At 64.1% G+C, this 20,099-nt stretch carries 25 protein-coding genes, 1 tRNA gene and 1 pseudogene; 15 read left to right on the top strand and 12 right to left on the bottom strand.

Annotation, left to right across the window (positions count from 1 at the left end):
• Nucleotides 1–158: 158 nt before the first annotated feature.
• Nucleotides 159–461: an antibiotic biosynthesis monooxygenase family protein gene (locus tag C451_RS16590; RefSeq protein WP_007742361.1), complete on the bottom strand. Its 303-nt coding sequence runs from the start codon at nt 459–461 to the stop codon at nt 159–161.
• A 68-nt stretch (nt 462–529) separates the two neighbouring features.
• The gene (locus C451_RS16595; protein WP_007742363.1) at nt 530–1,159 is read right to left on the bottom strand and encodes a hypothetical protein; all 630 of its coding nucleotides are present in this window, start codon (nt 1,157–1,159) and stop codon (nt 530–532) included.
• A 124-nt stretch (nt 1,160–1,283) separates the two neighbouring features.
• On the opposite strand from C451_RS16595, the gene C451_RS16600 reads away from it, so the two are divergent.
• Nucleotides 1,284–1,799 carry an MOSC domain-containing protein gene (locus C451_RS16600; RefSeq protein WP_007742365.1) on the top strand — a complete coding sequence of 172 codons (516 nt, stop codon included), beginning with the start codon at nt 1,284–1,286 and terminating at the stop codon, nt 1,797–1,799.
• A gap of 39 nt (nt 1,800–1,838) precedes the next feature.
• Nucleotides 1,839–1,922, top strand: a tRNA-Leu gene (locus tag C451_RS16605).
• Between the two features lie 302 nt (nt 1,923–2,224).
• Here the strand turns inward: C451_RS16605 and C451_RS16610 are convergent.
• The gene (locus C451_RS16610; protein WP_007742366.1) at nt 2,225–3,595 is read right to left on the bottom strand and encodes a hypothetical protein; all 1,371 of its coding nucleotides are present in this window, start codon (nt 3,593–3,595) and stop codon (nt 2,225–2,227) included.
• 195 nt (nt 3,596–3,790) lie between these two features.
• Between C451_RS16610 and C451_RS16615 the strand changes: the two genes are divergently transcribed.
• Entirely contained in the window at nt 3,791–4,300 is a 510-nt protein-coding gene (locus C451_RS16615; RefSeq protein WP_007742367.1) for a hypothetical protein, read from the top strand.
• Nucleotides 4,301–4,402: 102 nt separating this feature from the next.
• Here C451_RS16615 and C451_RS16620 read toward each other — a convergent pair whose 3' ends face one another.
• The gene (locus C451_RS16620; protein ID WP_007742368.1) at nt 4,403–4,972 is read right to left on the bottom strand and encodes a hypothetical protein; all 570 of its coding nucleotides are present in this window, start codon (nt 4,970–4,972) and stop codon (nt 4,403–4,405) included.
• Nucleotides 4,973–5,036: 64 nt separating this feature from the next.
• Complete coding sequence (locus tag C451_RS16625) at nt 5,037–5,555, bottom strand: FxLYD domain-containing protein (protein WP_241431251.1); 519 nt, start codon at nt 5,553–5,555, stop codon at nt 5,037–5,039.
• A 138-nt stretch (nt 5,556–5,693) separates the two neighbouring features.
• Between C451_RS16625 and dacZ the strand changes: the two genes are divergently transcribed.
• The 3 genes from dacZ to C451_RS16640 all read left to right on the top strand — a co-directional run bounded on the left by dacZ (nt 5,694) and on the right by C451_RS16640 (nt 7,630).
• Nucleotides 5,694–6,506 (top strand): diadenylate cyclase DacZ, encoded by an 813-nt coding sequence (gene dacZ, locus C451_RS16630; protein WP_007742370.1) that lies wholly within the window; start codon nt 5,694–5,696, stop codon nt 6,504–6,506.
• A complete protein-coding gene (locus C451_RS16635) occupies nt 6,506–7,285 on the top strand; it encodes a mechanosensitive ion channel domain-containing protein (RefSeq protein ID WP_007742371.1) in 780 nt (259 codons plus the stop codon). Before dacZ ends, C451_RS16635 begins: the two co-directional genes overlap by 1 nt.
• Before the next feature lie 69 nt (nt 7,286–7,354).
• The gene (locus C451_RS16640) at nt 7,355–7,630 is read left to right on the top strand and encodes a ubiquitin-like small modifier protein 1 (protein WP_007742372.1); all 276 of its coding nucleotides are present in this window, start codon (nt 7,355–7,357) and stop codon (nt 7,628–7,630) included.
• Here the strand turns inward: C451_RS16640 and C451_RS16645 are convergent.
• On the bottom strand, nt 7,627–8,352 hold the full coding sequence (locus C451_RS16645) for a nucleoside phosphorylase (protein ID WP_007742374.1): 726 nt from the start codon (nt 8,350–8,352) through the stop codon (nt 7,627–7,629). The genes C451_RS16640 and C451_RS16645 overlap by 4 nt on opposite strands.
• Nucleotides 8,353–8,386: 34 nt before the next feature.
• Nucleotides 8,387–8,785 (bottom strand): ArsR/SmtB family transcription factor, encoded by a 399-nt coding sequence (locus C451_RS16650; RefSeq protein WP_007742376.1) that lies wholly within the window; start codon nt 8,783–8,785, stop codon nt 8,387–8,389.
• Between the two features lie 122 nt (nt 8,786–8,907).
• Here C451_RS16650 and C451_RS16655 point away from each other — a divergent pair, with 122 nt between their 5' ends.
• The 5 genes from C451_RS16655 (at nt 8,908) to C451_RS16675 (ending at nt 12,877) form a co-directional block, all read left to right on the top strand.
• Nucleotides 8,908–9,432, top strand: coding sequence for a DUF7509 family protein (locus C451_RS16655; RefSeq protein WP_007742378.1), 525 nt, complete (start codon nt 8,908–8,910; stop codon nt 9,430–9,432).
• Nucleotides 9,433–9,477: 45 nt separating this feature from the next.
• On the top strand, nt 9,478–10,545 hold the full coding sequence (locus tag C451_RS16660) for an aminotransferase class I/II-fold pyridoxal phosphate-dependent enzyme (RefSeq protein ID WP_007742379.1): 1,068 nt from the start codon (nt 9,478–9,480) through the stop codon (nt 10,543–10,545).
• A 49-nt stretch (nt 10,546–10,594) separates the two neighbouring features.
• Nucleotides 10,595–10,972: a translation initiation factor IF-5A gene (locus tag C451_RS16665; protein ID WP_007742380.1), complete on the top strand. Its 378-nt coding sequence runs from the start codon at nt 10,595–10,597 to the stop codon at nt 10,970–10,972.
• The gene (gene speB / locus C451_RS16670; protein ID WP_007742381.1) at nt 10,972–11,781 is read left to right on the top strand and encodes an agmatinase; all 810 of its coding nucleotides are present in this window, start codon (nt 10,972–10,974) and stop codon (nt 11,779–11,781) included. Before C451_RS16665 ends, speB begins: the two co-directional genes overlap by 1 nt.
• A gap of 64 nt (nt 11,782–11,845) precedes the next feature.
• A complete protein-coding gene (locus tag C451_RS16675; protein WP_049913191.1) occupies nt 11,846–12,877 on the top strand; it encodes a sodium:calcium antiporter in 1,032 nt (343 codons plus the stop codon).
• Between the two features lie 18 nt (nt 12,878–12,895).
• Here the strand turns inward: C451_RS16675 and C451_RS16680 are convergent, their stop codons facing one another.
• The 3 genes from C451_RS16680 to C451_RS16690 all read right to left on the bottom strand — a co-directional run bounded on the left by C451_RS16680 (nt 12,896) and on the right by C451_RS16690 (nt 15,390).
• The gene (locus C451_RS16680; RefSeq protein ID WP_007742383.1) at nt 12,896–14,233 is read right to left on the bottom strand and encodes a tryptophanase; all 1,338 of its coding nucleotides are present in this window, start codon (nt 14,231–14,233) and stop codon (nt 12,896–12,898) included.
• Nucleotides 14,234–14,390: 157 nt separating this feature from the next.
• Nucleotides 14,391–14,837 carry a hypothetical protein gene (locus C451_RS16685; protein ID WP_049913181.1) on the bottom strand — a complete coding sequence of 149 codons (447 nt, stop codon included), beginning with the start codon at nt 14,835–14,837 and terminating at the stop codon, nt 14,391–14,393.
• A gap of 118 nt (nt 14,838–14,955) precedes the next feature.
• Nucleotides 14,956–15,390, bottom strand: coding sequence for a DUF4870 domain-containing protein (locus C451_RS16690; protein ID WP_007742385.1), 435 nt, complete (start codon nt 15,388–15,390; stop codon nt 14,956–14,958).
• 212 nt (nt 15,391–15,602) lie between these two features.
• On the opposite strand from C451_RS16690, the gene C451_RS16695 reads away from it, so the two are divergent.
• The 3 genes from C451_RS16695 to C451_RS16705 all read left to right on the top strand — a co-directional run bounded on the left by C451_RS16695 (nt 15,603) and on the right by C451_RS16705 (nt 18,108).
• A complete protein-coding gene (locus C451_RS16695; RefSeq protein WP_007742392.1) occupies nt 15,603–16,325 on the top strand; it encodes an AIM24 family protein in 723 nt (240 codons plus the stop codon).
• A gap of 117 nt (nt 16,326–16,442) precedes the next feature.
• Complete coding sequence (locus C451_RS16700) at nt 16,443–16,994, top strand: DUF5518 domain-containing protein (RefSeq protein ID WP_007742393.1); 552 nt, start codon at nt 16,443–16,445, stop codon at nt 16,992–16,994.
• A gap of 49 nt (nt 16,995–17,043) precedes the next feature.
• Nucleotides 17,044–18,108, top strand: coding sequence for an LLM class flavin-dependent oxidoreductase (locus tag C451_RS16705; protein WP_007742395.1), 1,065 nt, complete (start codon nt 17,044–17,046; stop codon nt 18,106–18,108).
• Here C451_RS16705 and C451_RS21190 read toward each other — a convergent pair.
• A pseudogene (locus tag C451_RS21190) lies at nt 18,098–18,370 on the bottom strand (universal stress protein); the annotation flags it as partial. The gene C451_RS16705 and the pseudogene C451_RS21190 sit on opposite strands and share 11 nt — an antisense overlap.
• Nucleotides 18,371–18,474: 104 nt before the next feature.
• Here C451_RS21190 and C451_RS16715 point away from each other — a divergent pair.
• On the top strand, nt 18,475–18,780 hold the full coding sequence (locus tag C451_RS16715; protein WP_007742399.1) for a DUF3784 domain-containing protein: 306 nt from the start codon (nt 18,475–18,477) through the stop codon (nt 18,778–18,780).
• 78 nt (nt 18,781–18,858) lie between these two features.
• Here the strand turns inward: C451_RS16715 and C451_RS16720 are convergent, their stop codons facing one another.
• Complete coding sequence (locus C451_RS16720) at nt 18,859–20,028, bottom strand: NAD-binding protein (RefSeq protein WP_007742402.1); 1,170 nt, start codon at nt 20,026–20,028, stop codon at nt 18,859–18,861.
• Nucleotides 20,029–20,099: the final 71 nt, after the last annotated feature.

Below are 20,099 nucleotides of genomic sequence, written 5' to 3' on the forward strand. Positions count from 1 at the left end.
GTAGCGCTCTGAACTGCTCCGGCGATATCAATAACGTTTCTGGGGATACGTCTGCTGGCGGGATTGAGAGCGCGACGGCAGCGAGTGGAGCGAACGCTTTCCGTCGGAACGGGCATCCGGTCGGCGCTGCCGTCGCGTTGAAGCGACGGTTGGTTGTGCTATTCGTGCGTGATGGCCGTCTCGTAAGTTTCGAGCGTCGGATGGCCCTCGAACATCTCCGTCGGCGCGTCGCCGCCGTGGGCGTTCGCGAACTGCTCGCTCTCGGTCCACGCCTCGAAGTCCTCCTCCGATTCCCAGTAGGTCTGTGCGATGTAGGTGTTGCCGTCCTCGGGCGGTGTCAGGAAGTCGAACCTGACGAACCCCGGCTGTTCGGCGATGTCCTCGGAGCTCTCGGTGAAGCGATCGACGAGCTCGTCCCCGTAGCCGTCCGCGACCGTGAATCGGTTCGCTGCAACGAACATACTCCCTCTTGTCCCGCAATCGGCATAAACCTACCGCAACAACAGACGACACGATAATCCAAAATGGATTATAGATAGAGTTCGACGCGGTTCGGCGGTCGGTGAGTGAGCTCGGCGTCGAGATAGCTCGCGAGCCGATCCAGAACGCCGTCGTCGGCGTCGGTGCCGTGGGGGAGCCGGACGAGGATCGTCTCCGCTTCGGAGACGACGGGGTCGTCGGCCATCGCGACGGCGAACAGTTCCTCGGGGGTTACTGGCGTGTCCGAGCGGATGCGGTCGGCGGTGTCGGCCACGGACGTTCCGTACTCGGCGCGGACGTCGAAATCGACGGTGACGTCGGCGGTGCTACCGAGCGTGTCGGCGGCGTGAACCTCCTCGGCACGGCGGACGGCAGGGACGAGCACCCGCTCGAAATCCATCCCGCTCTCCTTCAGTCCGAGATAGGTAAAGGAGAGCATCGAGAGCACGCCATCGACGAACGCCGGATCGTCGACGGTGTCGAAAACCCCCTCCCTGTCCTTCGGTTTGAGTGCGTGGACGAGCAGCGTGAAGTCCTTGATGGCGTTGACGATGCGCTTGCGGATGCGTGCCTCGGCGTTCCGGCGCGACTGGTCGTGTGTCATCTCGGTCTCGCCGCGGAGGAACGCCCGATCGGCCGGCGAGAGGACGCCACGCGGTCTGTCGGCGTCGTGGTCCATGTAATCCCTCGGTCGGCCGGCAACAAAGGGGTTCGTGGTCCGCTCCGCGACGGTTCCCGTTCGACGTGCTCGGCCGCTTGGCCACGGAACGAAGGATTTTCCAACACGCTCGCCAACCGGAGGCATGGCCACCGTCGAGACGATCTACACCACGCCGGAGGGCTCTGCGCCGATGGAGACCGTCGAGGGGATCGAGGCGGTCGAACGGCAGGGGCTGCGCGGCGATCGCTACATGAAGGGGACGGGCTACTACTCCGGGATGGACGAGTGTGAGGTGACGCTCATCGAGAGCGAGGCCATCGAGGAGATCCGCGAGGAGTACGACATCGATCTCTCGGACGGTCGCCACCGGCGCAACATCGTCACGCGCGGCATCTCGGTCCAGGAGCTGCTCGATCAGCAGTTCCGCATCGGCGAGGCGACCTTCGAGGGGACACGCCCGCGCCCGCCGTGTGCCCATGTCGAGCAGGTCGCCGACGAGTCCGGCGTCGCCCGTGCGCTCAAAAACCACCGCGGCGGCATCTGCGTCAGCGTCGTCGAGGGTGGCGATCTCCACGTCGGCGACGAGCTCGAACCCCTCGGCGAGACCGACGGCGAGAACGTGGCCGATGCGATCAAGAGCCGGCTGATGGGCCAGTAAGCGACAGGTTCTTTTTCGACTCGCCGGAAGGCAGACTGCGCGCGGGTAGCCAAGCTTGGAAACGGCGCAGCGCTTAGGACGCTGTCCCGTAGGGGTCCGCCGGTTCAAATCCGGTCCCGCGCAGTGAGCGACCGAAGGGAGCGAACGAGCAGGACCGATTTTGAACCCTGCCAGTCGCAGCCGGCGAGCGTAGCGAGCCGGACCGTCTGGCTTCGGTTCAAATCCGGTCCCGCGCATCCACCTTTTGCTGCACTCCGCTCGCTGACGCTCGCTCCGCTGGCAAAATCTGGACCAAAAGCCGGCGTCACCCCCTTCGGGGGTTCCTTGGCCCGCTCACTCGCTGCGCTCGTTCACGGTGGAAAGCCGACCGCCATAATTCAAATCCAATCCAGTGTACCTTCCTCAGAAAACCTCGTTACAGCCAGTCAGAGAAGTGATGGCCACGATGGCAGCACCCACTCTCCTTCTTCGCTACCCCAAACTGCTGCTGCTGTTCCATCATCCGCGATACGTACCATTCTCACTTCCTTTTTCTCAGCCACATCCTCTCCGAACCGTTCAATACAAAGTCTAACTGTAATGTCCGAGGCGGCCGGTTTGCCGTCGATATTGGTTAATTCGAATGACTTGAGCTTGGCGTTTTTGAATTGGTCTTTAATGAAACCGGGTTCTTCTGCTTCTCCGTCAGCCCCTCTAAGAAATTGCGCCATATGCCCGTAATTTTCATCGTTCCATTTTGAGAGCAGAGTGATGAGAGCACGTTCTGGTGTCTCATCGGCGTATTCTTCGGGGTCTCCTGATGCCGGAATATCTTTACCGACGGTGATTTCTCTCGCTTCCCATTCCTCAATCCGCTTTTTGCTCTTTTGAGTTTCTTTGTGACGCTCTGCTGCCTCTTGTAGTTGCTCGAGAACGCTGCTGAATTCTGATCCGCCTTCATTTCCCGAGGGTGCAAGATTATCAGTTTCGGCCTCTCGTGCCCATTCTCCGACGGCAAAGAGTATATTCCATGTTTTGGCGGCGACAATTTCATTGTCGTAGTTGAGATCCATTCCATGCATGATTCCGTGTCGGTACGGTATCTCGATTTTCTCTGTTCTGGTCGCCTTTCGCCCAGTCATGACAACTCCTTTCAGACGTTCTAATCCTGTACTATGGCCTGCAATCGAATTCCATGCCTCATGATTCGCTTCTTCTGATGAGAGTGCTCCACCTTGGCTATGAGCATTGACGTAGGACTGCTGAGCCAAACCGTCAGCTAGTGCCCAGACTATCGGGACACAAGCATGGTAACGGCCGGCGTCATAATCTTCCAATGCTTTCTGTGCGAGATCAAATCGTGACTGTGTTTCTCTGTCTACAAATTCGCCCTCTTTTTCTACAACTGGCTCGGCCTTGTCCAGAAACGGATCAACCTGTTTCAACCAATTAAGCTGCTGTTCGATGGTTTCGCTCTCGTAGTAAGCTACCAGTTCTTTTTCGGCCGCTTCTGTGTTCCCTGCTTCTGCTAGCTCAACTGCTGTTTTAGCAACTCCAATGTGGAATTTTTCGTAACAAATCCAACCCCTCTCGACGAATTGCTCATTGAACCGGTCCGGGAGGGTGGCTAACTCATTCACTTCTTGTTCGATTTTCTCAATGTCGGCGAGGGCTTCCTCGACGCCGTCCACGTCCACTCCAATCTGCTCCATAACAGGCTTGATCAGAGGAAAAATTTGCTCGAAACGCGAGAGTTCTTGGGCAGTTTCTAAGAGCTCTCGTATTTTGGGGATGTCACGGATTGTCCCGCCCGTCATTATCAGATACGTATGAGGTGTCTCCGGATAGCTCTTCGCTCACTAACTCGTTATAGTGACAATCGTTTTGATTCTGGATTAACCATCACGAAATCATACCACCACGTACAGGTGACACAGTTGCTCTATTCGGGAATTTAAAGCACCGTGTCACGCCGTCACGACGACTATGCGTCGGGCGTGGTAGGAATCGACATGAGCATCCGATCGCGAACGAGCGAGCGCGTGCAGACGGTGCGAACCGGCGTCGCCGAGCGCATCGAGGCGCTCGCGGGCACTATCGACAAGAAGGCACTCTACGCCGGCATCGCTGCCACGTTTCTGATCGGGCTGCTCTCGCTGGTCGTCCCGATCATCCCGTTTTTCGGCTTCGTCACCGGTGGCGTCGTCGGCGGATTCATCGCGGCCTACGCTGCTGGTGGGCTGGTGCGTGGGATCGTCCACGGTGTCGTCGCGGCGGTCGTCGGCGGGATCGTCCTCGCCGGCTTGGGTGTGGGCCAGGGACTGCTTCTGGGATTCGTCTTCATCGAGACACCGACGATCATCGGGGCGTTCACGCCGGCGGTCTCGGCGGTGTTCTCCCGCCAACCGTTGCTCGCGCTCGTCGCCACGCTCGTGGTGCTTCCGGTGCTCGTCGGCTTCGACGGTGCCGTCGGCGGTGTGGTCGGCAGCGCGCTCCGCTGGGTTCGCGATCGACTCGCCTGATACTGTCGGGCGGAAGCCCGTGAAATCCGGATCGTGGAGATCCGTCGCATGGGCGACGTTTCGCAGCACGGATTTCCAACCAGTTCCGTCCGACGGTACGAGCTACCCCGTCGAGTTTTCGAGGATCAGTCCGTAGACGAGCCCCATCGCCCCGCCGTAGAGCGCCCACGCCACGAGGCCGACGATCCCGCCGACGGTGAGATACGGTGCCGGCACCGATAGTCCCATCACCAGCCGGAGCCAGATCGGCATGGCGATCAGCTGGAAGAGCACGCCGACGGCGATCCCGTAGAGCTGACCCACGCCGGCACAGGTGACGCCGAGCGCCGAGCGCTTGAGCAGCGGGACGAGCAGTTTCTGGAGCACCGAACTCCGCGAGGAGAGCATGATGACCGTGTTGGCGAACGAGTTGATCGATCCGGAGACGAACGCGACGAACGGGATGCCGAACAGAATACCGAGCGCCAACAGCACGTACCAGCCACCGTTGAGCGAGTAGAGACCGACGATGCCGCCGATCTCGTAGACCATCTCGGTGCGATAGAGACTCATGACGAGACCGGCCTGCAGCGCGCCGAACAGCCCGCCGATGACGACGCCCTCGACCGCGCTGGTGTCGATACTCGGCGAGAGCCGCGAGTGAAGCGCCGCGAGACGCGAACGGACGGCCATGTTCGATGCACTCGTGCATCGAGGCAAAAGCCTTCGGCGAGGTCAGCACGGTCCCTTATATCATTCAGCCCGTGCCGGCGAACGGATCGACCTCCGAGGAGCGCTGGTCGATGAGCACGAGCTGGTAGCGCGCGACGTTCGCGGGGTCGGTGTCGAGCGCCTGTGCGTCGAACGCCCACGTCTCGCCGACCGCGAAGTCGCTCTGGCTGTCGGAGGCGCGACCGATGTCGGTGCCCGATCGATCGAAGAACCGGGCGTACGCCGCGATGAAGTCGAGATCGACGTCGCCGCGGTTTGTGGTGCGTCCACGGACGCCGCCCGAACCGCTCCGATAGAACTCGTGGTCGAGCAGGACGAGCCCCTGACTCGTCGGTGCGTCGGTCGTTTCGGTGGCTCCAGTAGCTTCGGTAGTGCCGGTGGCTTCCGTGGTTCCGGTGGCTGCGGCCGTCTCGGTCGCCGCTGTGGTGGGAGAGCCGTTGATCGCGATGCGCCGTGCGTATTTGCCCTCGCCAGCGCCGAGACAGCCGGCCAGAAGTCCGGCGCAACCGCTGCCCATGCCGACGAGCACTCGGCGTCGTTGCATACCGATGCGTTAGCCGCGGCACTCAAAAACCTGTGGACGATGATGAAATTTAGTGGCGGTTATGGTGATTCTGCCACGGACCGAGAAACGCCGCTGTCACAACCTTTTTGCGGGTTCGGCTGGCGCTATGGTATACGAATGGCGAACGTACGCGACCTGCTCGACGAACTCGTCGAGGGGGTCGAGACGGTGTTGTTGTTCTCGCCGAGCGAGGCCTACTACGAACGTTGTCGGGAGATCGAGGACGTCTCGGTGATCGTCTGTGCCGGCGACAACGGCGTCGGGGCCGAGCGGTTCGTCGAACTCCCGCTCGAATTCGTCGCGGCCAAAGAGCGTATCCGCTTCGGCGTCGAGGGCGCGGCCGAGGAAGGCTTCCTCGCCGAGGGCGACGAGGTGGCCTGCGCGCTGAAACTGTTCGACGACGTCATCGACAGCGTCTGCCGGGTGCGCGTGGGCGATCTCGATCGCTCGGGCGTCTACGATCTCTTCACGACCTCGCGCGCCGACCCGGCGGTCATCAGTGCCGTCGTCGACGTCGCGGTCGAACTCGGTCAGAAGGGACAGAAGGGGAAACCCGTCGGCGCGCTGTTCGTCATCGGTGACGCCGGCAAGGTGATGAACAAATCCCGCCCCCTCTCGTACAACCCGTTCGAGAAATCCCACGTCCACGTCGGCGATCCGATCGTGAACGTGATGCTGAAGGAGTTCTCCCGGCTCGACGGTGCGTTCGTCATCAGCGATTCGGGGAAGATCGTCTCGGCCTACCGCTATCTCGAACCGAACGCCGAGGGCGTCGACATCCCGAAAGGGCTCGGCACGCGTCACATGGCGGCGGCGTCGGTCACGCGTGATACGAACGCGACGGCGGTCGTGTTGAGCGAGAGCGATCGGCTGGTGCGGGCGTTCAAAGGCGGCGAGCTGATTCTCGAACTCGATCCGGAGGAGTACTGATGGCCCTCGGGGCGCTGCTCCAGAACCTTCTCGGCGGCCGGTTCGATCTCGTGCTGATCGTCATCATGTTGATCGTCGGCGTGCTGGTGGCTTATCTCGTCGGCCAGGTGAGCGAGCGGATGCTCGTGGCCGCCGGCGTCGGCGAGGCCGTCGAGGGAACCGCCTTCGAGCGCACCGTCGGACGGCTCGGCAGCTCGACGGTGTCGATGCTCGCGGGGCTGTTCGCGCTGTTCGTCGTCCTCGTGTTCGTCGTGCTCGCGCTCACCATCTCCGCCGTGCTCGACGTGCGGGTGTATCTTCGCCAGTTCATCAACTTCCTCCCGCAGCTGTTCGTCGCCGCGCTGGTCGTCGTGCTCGGGCTCATCGTTGCAGACAAGGCCGAGGTGTTCGTCTCCGAGCGACTCCGCAGCGTCAAGCTCCCCGAGATCGGGCTGCTCGCGCTACTGATCAAATACAGCATCATCTACGTCGCGGCGCTGGTCGCGCTCGGACAGGTCGGCATCTCGAACGTCGCCCTGCTGGTGCTGCTCGGGGCCTACGCCTTCGGGCTCGTCTTCCTCGGCGGGCTCGCCTGTCGTGATCTCCTCGCCGCGAGCGCCGCCGGCTTCTATCTCCTGCTCGCCGAACCGATCGCCATCGGCGACGAGGTCCGCATCGACGGGCGCTCGGGCATCGTCCAGGAGGTGGACGTCCTCGTCACCCACGTCGAAAACGACGGTGAGGAGTTCATCGTCCCGAATGACCGCGTCTTCCGCTCGGGCATCATCCGCGTTCGGTAGCGCCGAACGAGCCTTTCGATCCAGGCCGACTCGGACAACCTCTTTGTGGTCGCCGCCCGTGGAGTGAGTATGCAGTGGAAACTGTTCGCCACGCTCGCCGAGACCGCCGGCGAGCGCGAGGTCGCGATCGAGACGGAGCCGAACGCGACGCTCGACGACGCGCTCGCGGCGCTGTTCGATCGCCACCCGGGGCTCGAAGACGAGATCGTCGACGACGGCGAACTGCGAGAACATATCAACCTCCTCCACAACGGCGAGGATCCCTTCACCGCCGGCGACGGGTTCGATACGGCACTCGACGAGGACGACGAACTCGCCGCGTTCCCGCCGGTCAGCGGCGGTTAGAGTTCGACGGCTGCATCGAGCGCGATGGCGATGGCGCGCTCGACGTTGTCCTTCGCCTTTTCGGGGAGCTCCTCGCCGTCGGTTTCACCCTTCTGCGTGCCCGCGACGAGGTTGCCGTCGACGGTACAGAGCGCGCCCGCGCGGAGCCCCTTCCGGCGCGCGAGCGTGAAGATCGCCGCGGCCTCCATCTCGACGGCGAGCACGCCCGCGCGCTCCCACGATTCGATGTACTCGTCGGTCTCGGCGTAGAAGGCGTCGTCCGAGGCGATCGCGCCCACGTGGACGGGTTCCTCGCGGGATTCGGCCGCCTCGACCAGCCCCGAGAGCACGTCGTAGTCGGGCACCGCGGGGACGGTATCGCGCTCGTAGCGCCCCGTCGTCCCCTCGTCTTTGGCTGCACCGGTCGCGACCACCACATCGCCGACCTCGATCTCTTGCTGGAGCGCGCCGGTGGTTCCGACGCGAATGACGCTCTCGACGCCCACGTTGGCGAGTTCCTCGACGGCGATGGCCGCCGACGGACAGCCGATCCCCGTCGAGCAGATCGTCACGGGAGTCCCCTCGTAGCTCGCGTTGACGATCTTGTACTCGCGGTTTTCGGCCACCGTGGTCGCGTCCTCACAGTGGCCCGCGATACGATCGACGCGACCGGGATCGCCCGGCAGCAGCGCGACGTCGTTCAGATCGCCCGATTCGACGAGCAGGTGTGGCTGTTTGGCCATATCCCGAACTCGATGGCCGGCATGAAAAGTCGGTCTATCCGTATCGTTCGAGCAGTTCCCGTTCTTCGGCTAGCAGCTCGGAGATCCCGTGGGTCATGATCGCCTCGCCGAGCGCCGTCGCGGCGTAGTACGAATACAGTCCATCCGCACCGCGTTCCTTCCGCTTCCGATTGGCGATCAGCCCCACCGATTCGAGTTTGTCGAGGTGGTAGTGCAGCCGGTTCGAGGGGATTTCGAGTGTCTCGGCGAGTTCAGTTGCGCTCAGTTCGCCTTCGGCAAGGAGTTCGGAAAGCACCCTGTAGCGTGTCTCCTCGCCGATGGCGCGCTGCATGGCGAGATATTCTTCGAGCGAGAGCACACTGTCTTCGGGGAGGTCTGGTGCGTGATCGCGTTGTGCTTTGGCCATGATCCAACCTTCGGGTTCGGTGCCCATGATGGGCTCCAAACCCATACTCACACTACAGAATACGTGGCGTGTTACTTAACCCTTCTTGACTCAAGATAGATTGAAAAACCCGCCATGTTTATATCGACATGGTCTTTTTCATCTGTTGAATGCGCGACCGTCTCCTCGACAGTCTCGAACCCACACGCTATCGACGATTTCTCGTGTATGTCATGGGGGCGTACAAGGCTCACGACATCGAGAACGAGGCGGCGTTCGCGTTTCTCGAACGGGTTCGTGATGGGCTCCGTTCGGAAGGATTCAACGCCTTCCTCGCAACTGATGTCGGAATCGAACTCGATGAGATGGATGCCGGAACACAGAGTTTGGAGTTTGCCCGAGCGAGCAATGCGGTGATCTTCGTCGTTCGAAACGACGGACGGAATCTCGGCGTCGGAATCGAGACGGGAGCGGTGTTAGAAGACATGAGCGATCGGGCACGCGAGCGAGTGCTCTTCCTCCACGAAGCGGGTGTCCAAAGCGCGATGATCGCCGCCGTCGCCGACCGGTGGGATGCCACCGTTCGGACGTTTGATGCCGAGGACGATCTCTACAACGAAGCACGCCTCTTCATCCGCGACGTGATGCGTCGTGAGACGTCCGATGAACTACCCTTTCCACCGGAATCGGACTGACCCCACAGCACCGCATGTTTTCACCGTCGTTCGCGTAGCGACCACATGCGAATCGAACCGTTCGAACTCGAACGCTGGTTCGGGAAGTACGAACACGACGCCGACATCATGCTCGCCGAGAGCGGTATCAGAAGCCTGCCTGCCTCGCGTTTCGACACCGATCCCGGTGAGCTGGGCTACGTGATCCCGACCGATGGCGATCCCGAGTTTCGAGAGGAGATCGCCGCACGCTACGGTCGCTCGGCCGACGAGGTGGTGTTCACCTGCGGCACGCAGGAGGCCAATCTCCTCGCCATGCTCGCGACGCTCGACGACGGGGATCACGCGGTCGTCGTCACGCCGACCTACCAGTCGCTGCACGCGCTGCCCCGCTCGATCGCGGACGTTTCGACGGTCGAGCTGGCACCCCCGGAGTGGAACCTCGATCCCGATGTCGTCGCCGACGCGATCGAACCGAACACGCGGCTCGTGGTCGTGAACAACCCGAACAATCCGACCGGGACATACCACTCACGGGAGACGATCGACGCGATCGCCGACCTCGCGGCCGACAACGACGCCTATCTGCTCTGTGACGAGGTGTATCGGCTGCTCGCCGAGGATTCCCTCCCGCCGGTGGCGAGTCTGGGGCCACGTGGGATCAGCACGACGAGTCTGACGAAGGCCCACGGGCTGGCGGGACTGCGCTTCGGCTGGCTCGCCGGCCCGCCCGAGATCGTCGATGCCGCCCGTCGCTGGAAGGACTATACGACGATTTCGCCGTCGATCTTCGGCCAGCACGTCGCCCGACAGGCGCTCGCCGAGGAAGATACGATTCTCGACGAGAACCGTGCGCTCGCGCAGGAGCATCGCGAGCGCGTTGGCGAGTTCCTCGCAGCGTACGGACTCGACTGGCACGAACCTGTCGGCGTGAACGCCTTTCCCACGGTTCCGGAGGGGTTCGACGACTCCCGGGAGTTCTGTCGCACGGTGGTCGAGGAGGAGTCGGTCGTGCTCGCGCCTGGCGACCTGTTCGGTTTCGACGACCGCTTTCGGCTGGGGTTCGGTTTGCCGACCGACGAGTTGGAGGCTGGACTGGAGCGCGTCGGTCGGGTCGTCGAGAACGCCCGATAGCATCCGGGCTATCCAAACCGTTTATACCGCCCCGTCAGCAATCGCGGACATGGCTAGGCAACAGAATCAGGTCCGCGAGCTCGACGAGGGAAGCTACGTGATGATCGACGACGCGCCGTGCAAGATCACCGCCTACAGCACGGCGAAACCCGGCAAACACGGCAGCGCGAAGGCACGTGTCGAGGGCAAGGGCGTCTTCGACGACAACAAGCGCAACTTCACCCAACCCGTCGACGCGAAGGTCTGGGTGCCGATCATCCAGCGCAAACAGGGTCAGGTCGTCAGCGTCGAGAGCGAGGACGTCGCACAGGTGATGGATCTCGATACCTACGAGACGTTCACGATCAAGACGCCCGGCGACACGGAGCTCTCGCCGGACGACGAGATCGAGTATCTGGAGATGGACGAGCAGCGAAAGATCGTCTGATGGGGTTTCCCGGCGCGAACGACGCGCGCGAAACGGCCGACTACGTCCTTCTGGGCGCACCGCTCGACGTCTCGACGAGCTTCCAGCCCGGCACCCGCTTCGGTCCCCGCGAGGTGCGCCACCACGCACACACCTTCGACGACTACGACCGACGTACGGGAGCCCACTTCACCGATCTCGGCGTCCACGACGCCGGCGATCTCGACGCCTGGGAGGACGCCGCCGAGTATCTCGACTTCCTCCAGGGGATGGTCACGGACATCGAGGGCGAGGATCGCCTCCCGCTGCTCGTCGGCGGCGAACACACCGTCAGCGCCGCGAGCGTGCGCGCGATTGATCCCGACGTCTTCGTCTGTCTCGACGCCCATCTCGATCTCCGCGAGGAGTTCGCGGGCAACGAACTGAGCCACGCGACCGTCACCCGGCGCACCCTCGACGTCGTCGACGAGGTAATCGTCCTCGGTGCGCGGACCGGTAGCGAAGCCGAGTGGGAGCGCGCCGACCGCGACGACGTCACGGTGGTACCGCCCGAGGACGTCTCCGACTGGGAACCCGCGTTCGACGGTGACGCCTATCTGAGCGTCGACATCGACGCCGCCGATCCCGCCTTCGCGCCGGGCACGGGGACGATGGAGCCGTTCGGGCTGGCACCCCGCGAGCTACGCCGGGTCGTCCGGACGGTCGCTCCCCGTTCGGTCGGCTTCGACGTCGTGGAAGTGAACGACCGCGACGACGGCCAGGCCGCCGCCCTCGGTGGCAAACTCCTCCGCGAGTTCGTCTATTCGCACGCGGCGCGAGCGGCCGACTGAGTTCGCGGTCTTTCCGCCGCGAAGTATCGACGGCTTGATTCGGCGGGTGGGCGAACGGCCGACGATGGTCCTCGGTGGCGTGCTCCCCGACAGCCCGATCGTCCACGCTCTCGTGATCGTCGCCGCGACCGGTTTCATCTGGTTCGGCAGCGGCTGGCTGGAGGAATCGGCCGAACGGCTCGCCGCCCACTACGGTCTGCCGCCGGTCGTCCAGGGCTCGATCGTCGTCGCAGTGGGATCGAGTTTTCCCGAACTGTCGAGCGTCGTGTTCACGGCGCTCGCCGGGGCCTTCGACATGGGTGTCGGGGCGATCGTCGGCTCGGCGGTGTTCAACGTGCTGATGATCCCCGCGCTGTCGGGCATCGCCACCGACTCGGATCTCGACGCGAACCGCGAGATCGTCTACAAGGAGGCGCAGTTCTACATGCTCGCTGTCGCCACGCTCGTCGTTACGTTCTCGCTCGCCGTCATCTACATTCCGAGCCCGGGAGGCGGCCTCGTCGGCCAGGTCACGCGCCCGCTCGCGCTGATCCCGCTGTTGCTCTACGGGCTCTACCTGTTCATCCAGTGGCAGGACGTGAACGATCACGACGCCGTCGGCGACACCCAGACCGATATCGGGCGCGCGTGGGGCAAGCTCGCCGTCGGGCTGGTCGTCATCCTCGTGGCCGTCGAGCAGCTCGTCGGCAGCGTCGAGGCGCTCGGTACCACCTTCGGCGTCCCCGAATTCCTCGCCGGCGTCACCGTCATCGCGGCGGCGACGAGCCTGCCAGACCTGCTCGTGAGCGTGCGTGCGGCCCGGGCGGGCAACTCCACCACCAGCCTCGGCAACGTGCTCGGCTCGAACACGTTCGACCTGCTCGTGGCGATCCCGATCGGCGTCCTCATCGTCGGGAGCGTTCCGGTCGATTTCGCCGTCGCCGTGCCGATGCTCGGCGTGCTCACGCTCGCGACAGTGCTGCTCTTCACCGTTCTCCGGACCGAACTCTCGATCACCACCCTCGAATCGTACGCGCTGCTCGTCGGCTACGGGCTGTTCGTCGCGTGGGTCGTCGCCGAGACCGCCGGCGTGACACACCTGCTCCGCGGTTCCTGACGGCGTCGATAACCAAGTTCAGTCGAGCGGTTGGAGATCGGCGCTGAAGTGGCGAAGTTCGGCCATCGCGGGCTCGTCGACGATCTCGTAACCCGGGAGCTCCTCGCGGCGGTCGCCGACCGCCGCGAACGTCTCGGCGACGTGTTCGAGGTGATCGCGGAAGTAGGTGCGCCGAGGGAGACAGAGACGGACGAGTTGGGGGCGCTCCTCACCCGGGAAAGCGAGTTCGCCGAGCTCGACGGCGCGCACGCCACCTTCCTCGTAGAGCGCACAGACGAGCGCCTGTCCGGGGAACTGCTCGCACGGGATCGAGGGGAGGAACTCACCGGCATCGACGTAGACCGCGTGGCCGCCGGTCGGCGTGCGGATCGGGACGCCGACTTCCTGGAGAAGTTCGCCGAGTTCGGCGACCTGTTCGACGCGCGATTCGATGTAGGGCTTCTCGACCGCCTCGCGCAGCCCGACGGCCATCGCTTCGAGATCGCGGCCGGCCATCCCCCCGTAGGTCGAAAACCCCTCGAACAGGATGCCGCGCTGGCGGGCCTGCTCGTAGAGTTCGTCGTCGTTCTCGCGCACGCCGACGAACCCACCGACGTTGGCGAGCCCGTCCTTCTTCCCGCTCATCACGATCGCGTCGGCCATCGAGAGCTGCTCGCGGGCGACGCTGGCGACGCTCTCACCTTCGAACTCGGCCTCGCGCTGAGCGACGAAGTAGGCGTTCTCGGCGAACCGGCAGGCGTCGATCACGAGTCGTGCATCGATCTCGTCCGCGATCGAACGGGCCGCCCGGAGGTTGGCGATGCTGACTGGCTGGCCAGCCAGCGAGTTGTTCGTGATCGTGACGACGACGGCCGGGATCCGCTCGGCACCGACCTCGCTGGCGAGTTCGCGCACCGCATCGGTGTCGAGGTTTCCCTGGAAGGGATCGCCGGGATCGCTCTCGATCGGGCAGTCGACGGGTTCGCCGCCGGCGTTGACGACGTGTGCCCGCGTCGTGTCGAAGTGGGTGTTGTTCGGAACGTATTCGCCTTCCGCGACGAGTGCACCATACAGAACGTTCTCCGCGCCGCGGCCCTGATGGGCGGGGACGATCCGCGAGAATCCCATCACGTCTTCGACCGCGGTTTCGAGGTTCTGGAAACTCTCGCTGCCGGCGTAGGATTCGTCGCCACGATGGAGCGCCGCCCACTGCTCGTCGCTCATCGCGCCCGTCCCGCTGTCGGTCAGCAGATCGACGAACACCGCCTCGGCGTCGAGATCGAAGACGTTGTAGCCCGCCTCGCGGAGGTGGCGTTCGCGCGCCCCGCGATCCGGGAGTTCGATTCGCTCGACCGACTTCGCCTTGTACGCTCGCATACCCGACCGACGGCCGAGCGCGTGAAAACGCTAATCGAGGAAATCAGTGGCTCGAAACCCGATTTTGCCCCTCGATGTTCGGTTTCGGACATCACCGTCCGACGTACCGGCAGCTCTCGACGATACTCCGGTGCGCCGTGGTGTGGTTCCCGGATGACTACGCCGTCACGGCGAACGACTCGACCATCGCACCGGCGGTCGCCGCGAAGGCGATGGCGTCGCGCCAGTCGATGCCGAGGCTGTAGTCGGTGTCGTTCGCGGAGACGAACAGATAGCAGAGCCGCCAGCGCTCGCCGCCGGCGACGTAGGTGCACTCGAGCACGCGGCCGGTCCGTCCGTCCGCCACCCGAACGGTTCCGTCCATGAACAGTTCGAATCCGGTGACGTATCCGTCGACGTCGAGTTCGGTGAGCAGCGCGGTCGTCGACGCCGGCGTCGTTCGTCCGTCCCACTCGACGACGGCGCTGACGTCGCTGTCGGGGGCCGCGAACGTCGTGTCGCCGCCGTTGACCGCGACCGACCAGTCGGCGGGATGAGCGAGACGGTAGCCGTGCTCCTCGTCGATGTGGGCGTTCAGCGTTCGTTCGGTCGTGATCGGTGTCATCGTTCGCTGTGGGTGTTCATCGGCGTGTTGACCGTCGGCTCCCGGTGTCACGCCGTGGTCGGGCGTTCGTATCGTGTGTCGTGTGAGTAGGGTTAGAAGAGGGAGAGTCGTGTCGCGATTACGCGAGCCGGTCGGCGATCGACGCGGCGATGGGGAGTCTGACGACGTTTCCCTGGTAGGCCTTGATCATCAGATAGATCCAGGCGACGAAGCTGCCGACGCCGACGACGAGCCAGACCAGCCCGAGGATCAGTCCGAAGAGACTCCCCGCGAGGAACAGGCCGGAGCTCCCGCTCATCGATGCCATCGAGACGGCCGTTCCGAGAAACGTCAGCGCGATGTACGCGACGACGAGTACGCCGGTGAAGGCCATGCTCTGGGCGGCGTGCCAGCGCACGAACCGGTCCTCGCGCTCGATGAGATAGAAGAGCAGTCCCGAGACGAAGCCGAACAGATATGAGAGCGCCCCCGCGGTGGTGCTGTCGAGTCCGGATTCACTGTCGCTTGTCGTCGATTCCTCGTCGATGCCGATGTCCTGTGTGCTGCTTGCCATCTGTGGTCTCCTGTGGGTTCGATCGTTCGCACGAGCGCCGGCGGCGACGCCGCCAACGGACGAACGAAGGCGCGTGCAGATGGTATAGCCATCGTGTGGGATCAGTGCACACCGCGGGATCGTTTCACACTGTGGGATGGTAGCACTCGGTAGCTATATCGCCCGAAACGACCTCCCTTCGAGCGAGCCACCGCGTGGCTCGGAGCACACCAATGGATTTCGACGATTTCGTCCGATCGCACGGACCAGACGAGACTACGAAGACGTTCGACCGCGAGAGCTCGAAGATGCTCGACGTCGCCCTCGACGGGGCCGTCATGGCCAAGGCCGGCTCGATGATCGGCTACACCGGTGAGGTTGCCTTCGAGCGCAAATCCTCCGGCGGGCTGAAAGGCATGCTGAAAAAGCGCGTCACCGGCGAGGGAGGCGTGATGATGCGCGCGAGCGGCGTTGGCCACCTCTATCTCGCCGACGCCGGCAAAGAGGTCCAGATCCTCGAACTCGACGCCGACGACGAGGTGAGCGTCAACGGCAACGACGTACTCGCTTTCGAGGAGTCGGTAAACTGGGACATCAAGATGATGAGCTCCATCGCCGGGGTCTCCTCGGGCGGCATGTTCAACGTCTATCTCCAGGGACCGGGCCACATCGCGATCACCACTCACGGCGAGCCGCTGGTGCTGCCGACGCCCGTCCGGACCGACCCGAACGCGACCGTCGCCTGGAGCGCGAACGTCTCGCCGAGCGCGAAGCGCGACCTGAACATCAAGAGTTTCATCGGGCGCTCGTCGGGCGAGAGCTTCCAACTGGAGTTCGCTGGCGAAGACGGGTTCGTCATCGTCCAGCCCTACGAGGAGAGCAACCCCGACGGGGGCGGATCGGGCGGTGAAAGCGCCGGCACGGGGGAGGGTATCAACGTCGGCGACTTCCTCTGAATCCTGCTGACACTCACGAACACCCTGCTCTTCTTTCGATCCTCTCTACGATTCATCAATTGTTTTCGATACAAGCACGCCCGTGACCGTTTAGTTCGGAGAGCACCGAATTCGAGCATGACGAACTGGCGCGCGGTCGGGCTGGGCCTGACCGTCGAGTTCGTGCTCGGCGTCGTCGGCCTCGTCGTTCCGGGGATCGGGCAGTTCGTCGCCGGTTTCGTCGGCGGGTTCGTCGCCGGCTATCGCGCCGACAGCTCCATCGGTGGCGGGCTCTGGCACGGATTGCTCGCCGGCTCGCTCGGCGGCTTCCTGCTGGCGATCCCCCTCGGCATCGGAGTCTCCGTTGCGAGCATCGAGATCGGGGTTCTGAGCCAGTCCGGCGGCCTGCTCGCCGGTTTCGGGACGACGCTGTTCGTGATCGTCGTCGCCGTCGTTCTCGGGGCGAACAGCGCCCTCGGTGGAGCTATCGGTAGCCTCGTCGGCGGCACCAGCCGCAACTATGACGGTGAACGACACTCCCCCGACCGCAACGCCGCCTCACACAGCCACCGCGACTATCCCGCGAACGCCGATCACACGTCGGATACCGGATCCACGCCAGTGAATTCCGAGCGCGATGACCGATCGAGCCCGCGGCTGACGGACACGATATTGGACGATCGGCGGTAGCTGCTCGGGCGATGGGACGGTTTATTCGTCCGCCGCCGCGATCTATCATGTGGAACTATCGATAGTCGATCTGGCACCAGTACCAGAGAACGGGTCGGCGACCGAGGCGTTCGAGAACACCGTCGAACGCGCTCGAAACGCCGAAGAGCTCGGCTACTCGCGATTCTGGGTGGCCGAGCATCACGACTTTCCCGATCGCCTCGCGAGCACTACTCCGGAGGCACTGATCCCCCATATCGCGGCCAAAACCGACAGCATCCGCGTCGGCTCCGGCACAGTGTTGCTCAACCACTACAGCCCGTACAAGGTGGCCGAGACGTTCGGCGTGCTCGACGCGCTCGCGCCCGATCGCATCGATCTCGGGCTCGGCCGGGCGACCGGCAACCCGGTGAGCGATTACGCCCTCCAGCCGGATCGGAGCCAGCGCCGGCGCAGCGACGACCACGCCGAGAAGATCAACGAGACCGCCGCCCACCTCTACGACGGCTTTCCCGACGATCACCAGTTCAGCGAGCTCGATGTCGCCCGCTCGGCGGAGTCGGTTCCCGAGGTGTGGGTGCTCGGATCGAGCCCGTCGAGCGCGGCCATCGCCGGCGAACTGGGGCTGCCCTACTGTTTCGCGTCGTTCATCAGACCCGGCCCCGCCGTCGAGGCGTTCGAGACCTATCGCGAGCGGTTCCAGCCCTCGTCGTTCGGTGCCGGGCCGAGTAGTCCAGAAGGGATGCTCGCGGTGAACGTCACCTGTGGCGAAACCGACGAGGAGGCCGCACGGCTGCGCGCGACGACCGAAGCCGCCCGCAAGCGACTCCAGAGCGGCATCGCCGACGCGCCGCCGATCCGCTCGACCGAAGAAGCGATCGAGGAGCTCGGCGGGGTGCCCGAACCGACCGAGCAGCCGCTCGAACCGGGCGAGTGGCCGCGCCAAATCTCGGGCAGTCCCGAGACCGCGCGGGAGCTCCTCGAAGAGATGGCCGCACAGGCCGGCGTCGAGCGCGTCATGGTCCAGAGCCAGCTCGCCGATCCCGACGACGTGCTCCGCTCGCACGAACTGCTCGCCGACGCGTTCGATCTCTCCTCCAACTGCTGTCTCTTATACACATCTNGGATAACTTGACATCGGCCTCGGCAGCCTGCTCGCTCGCCGCCGCGTGGAGTTCCTCGACTTCCGCCCGCGCGCCCTCGTACCACTCCTCGGAGTAGCCGGGCATGCCGGGGATGCCGGTCGGCGACTGCAGGCCGATCGTGTTCGGATCGGTGTCGAAGGGGTTGACGACGGTGATGACGGTGAGCTCGACGTCGTCCATGTCGAGTGCGTGCTCCAGCGCCCGCTCGGACCGCGGCGAGCCATCGATGGGGACGAGGACGTGTTCGGTCATACGACTCACTACCGCTGCGTCGCCTATAGAAATTGCCGTTCAACGGTACGGCGATACACCCCACTCTGCAGAGAGTATTTGCCACGTGGGATGAACGATTAGATATGGCGCTCGGACGTGTACTACTCGTCGGTGCAAGCGGTCTGTCGGTCGTGCTCGTCGGCTACCTGATCAAGTATCGTGGCATGGTGGGGCTCATTGCGGGCTACGATTCGGACGAGATCGTCGACGAATCGGGGCTTGCAGAGTTCACAGGGTCATTAGCCCTGCTCGTCGGTGGCGTAACCGTTCTGACTGGAGTACTAGATCACCTCGAAATCGCGAACGGTGTTCTCTGGTACGTCTTCGCGGCGTTCGTCGTGGGCGTGGTGGCCGTGATGATCGTCGGATCGAGTCGCTACACGGCTTAGCATCAAACACAAGACGGATGGCTGTGTTCACCCTCCCTGCGTAGCACAACTGCCGAATCAAAGCAATCGATTCGATGGTCACTCCTCACCGAGCGCCGATTCGACGAGCCGGCGACCACCGATGGCAGCGGGAGTGACGACGGCGTCCGCGCCGGCGCGTTCGAGCTTCGGGCCGTTTTCGCCCTCGGTGGCGGCGGCCACGACCGTGATCTCGGGGTTCCGTTCGCGGACGGTGAGCACCGCCAGCGCGTCGGTCGCGTCGTCGTCGCTGGCGACGATCACCGCTCGAGCGCGGTCGATGCCGGCACGGTCGAGCGCCGCGTCGTCGGTCGGATCGGCGACGAAGACGGGGAGCTCGCGCTCGGCGGCCGGCGGGAGTTTCGGCTCGTCGGCTTCCGGGACGACGAGCACCAAGTCGTCGATATCGAGTTCGTCGATGACGGATTCGGTCAGGCTGCCGTAGCCGAGCACGAGCACGTGGTCGTCGCGTTCGGCGAGCTGTGTGTCTGTCATGGTTCCGAGCGCGCGTGTGAGGCGGTCCTCGATCGCCGGGGAGACGAGCGCACCGATCGCGAGCCCGAAGCTCGACACGCCGACGACGATGACCGAGACGGTGAACAGCCGTGCCTGGCCGGTGACGGGCGTCGCGTCGCCGTAGCCGACGGTGCTCGCGGTGATGATCGTGTAGTAGACGGCGTCGGTGAGCGTCTCGACGCCGCGGAATGACTCGCGGAGCGTGTACGCGCCGACGGTGCCGTAGAGCAGCGCGCCGCTGACGGCGATGAGTGCGGCGATCTGCGTCGTCGAGAGGTCGAGCCCCCTGTCGAAGCGGTTGCGGGTGAGCACCAGCACGACGAGCGTCGCCACCGAGAGGGCGGCGACCGGAAACGAGACGAGGCTCGACTGGACGACCGCCTCGAACACCGTCATCGAGAGCAGGACGACGGTCGCGAGCCACGCCGCGCGCCGCCCGCTGCGCAGATCGAGCGCGCTGATGAGGAGGAGAAAGCCCGTGATCACCGCCGAGAACCCCGCGGTTCGCCGGACGCCGCTGGCGATGATGCCGGTCAGCGGGCCGAACGTCTCCGGCGAGCCGAGCACGGCCACGCCGGTGAGGATCGACAGCAGCGCCACCGCGACGGTCAGCCAGACGGCTACTCGCCGGCCGAGCAGCACGCGCAGCCGTCGCGCGCCCACCCGCCGCCGCGCTGCCGTCCGCACCGCGTCGAGAACGCGCCTGAATCGCATGCGCGCTCGGGCAATCGCCCATCGTGGGGATAAAAATGCTGGTCAGCGAGCTGCCTTCGATGAACACGCAT

The sequence above is a fragment of the Halococcus thailandensis JCM 13552 genome, from assembly GCF_000336715.1.
In the GTDB taxonomy this organism is placed as follows: domain Archaea; phylum Halobacteriota; class Halobacteria; order Halobacteriales; family Halococcaceae; genus Halococcus; species Halococcus thailandensis.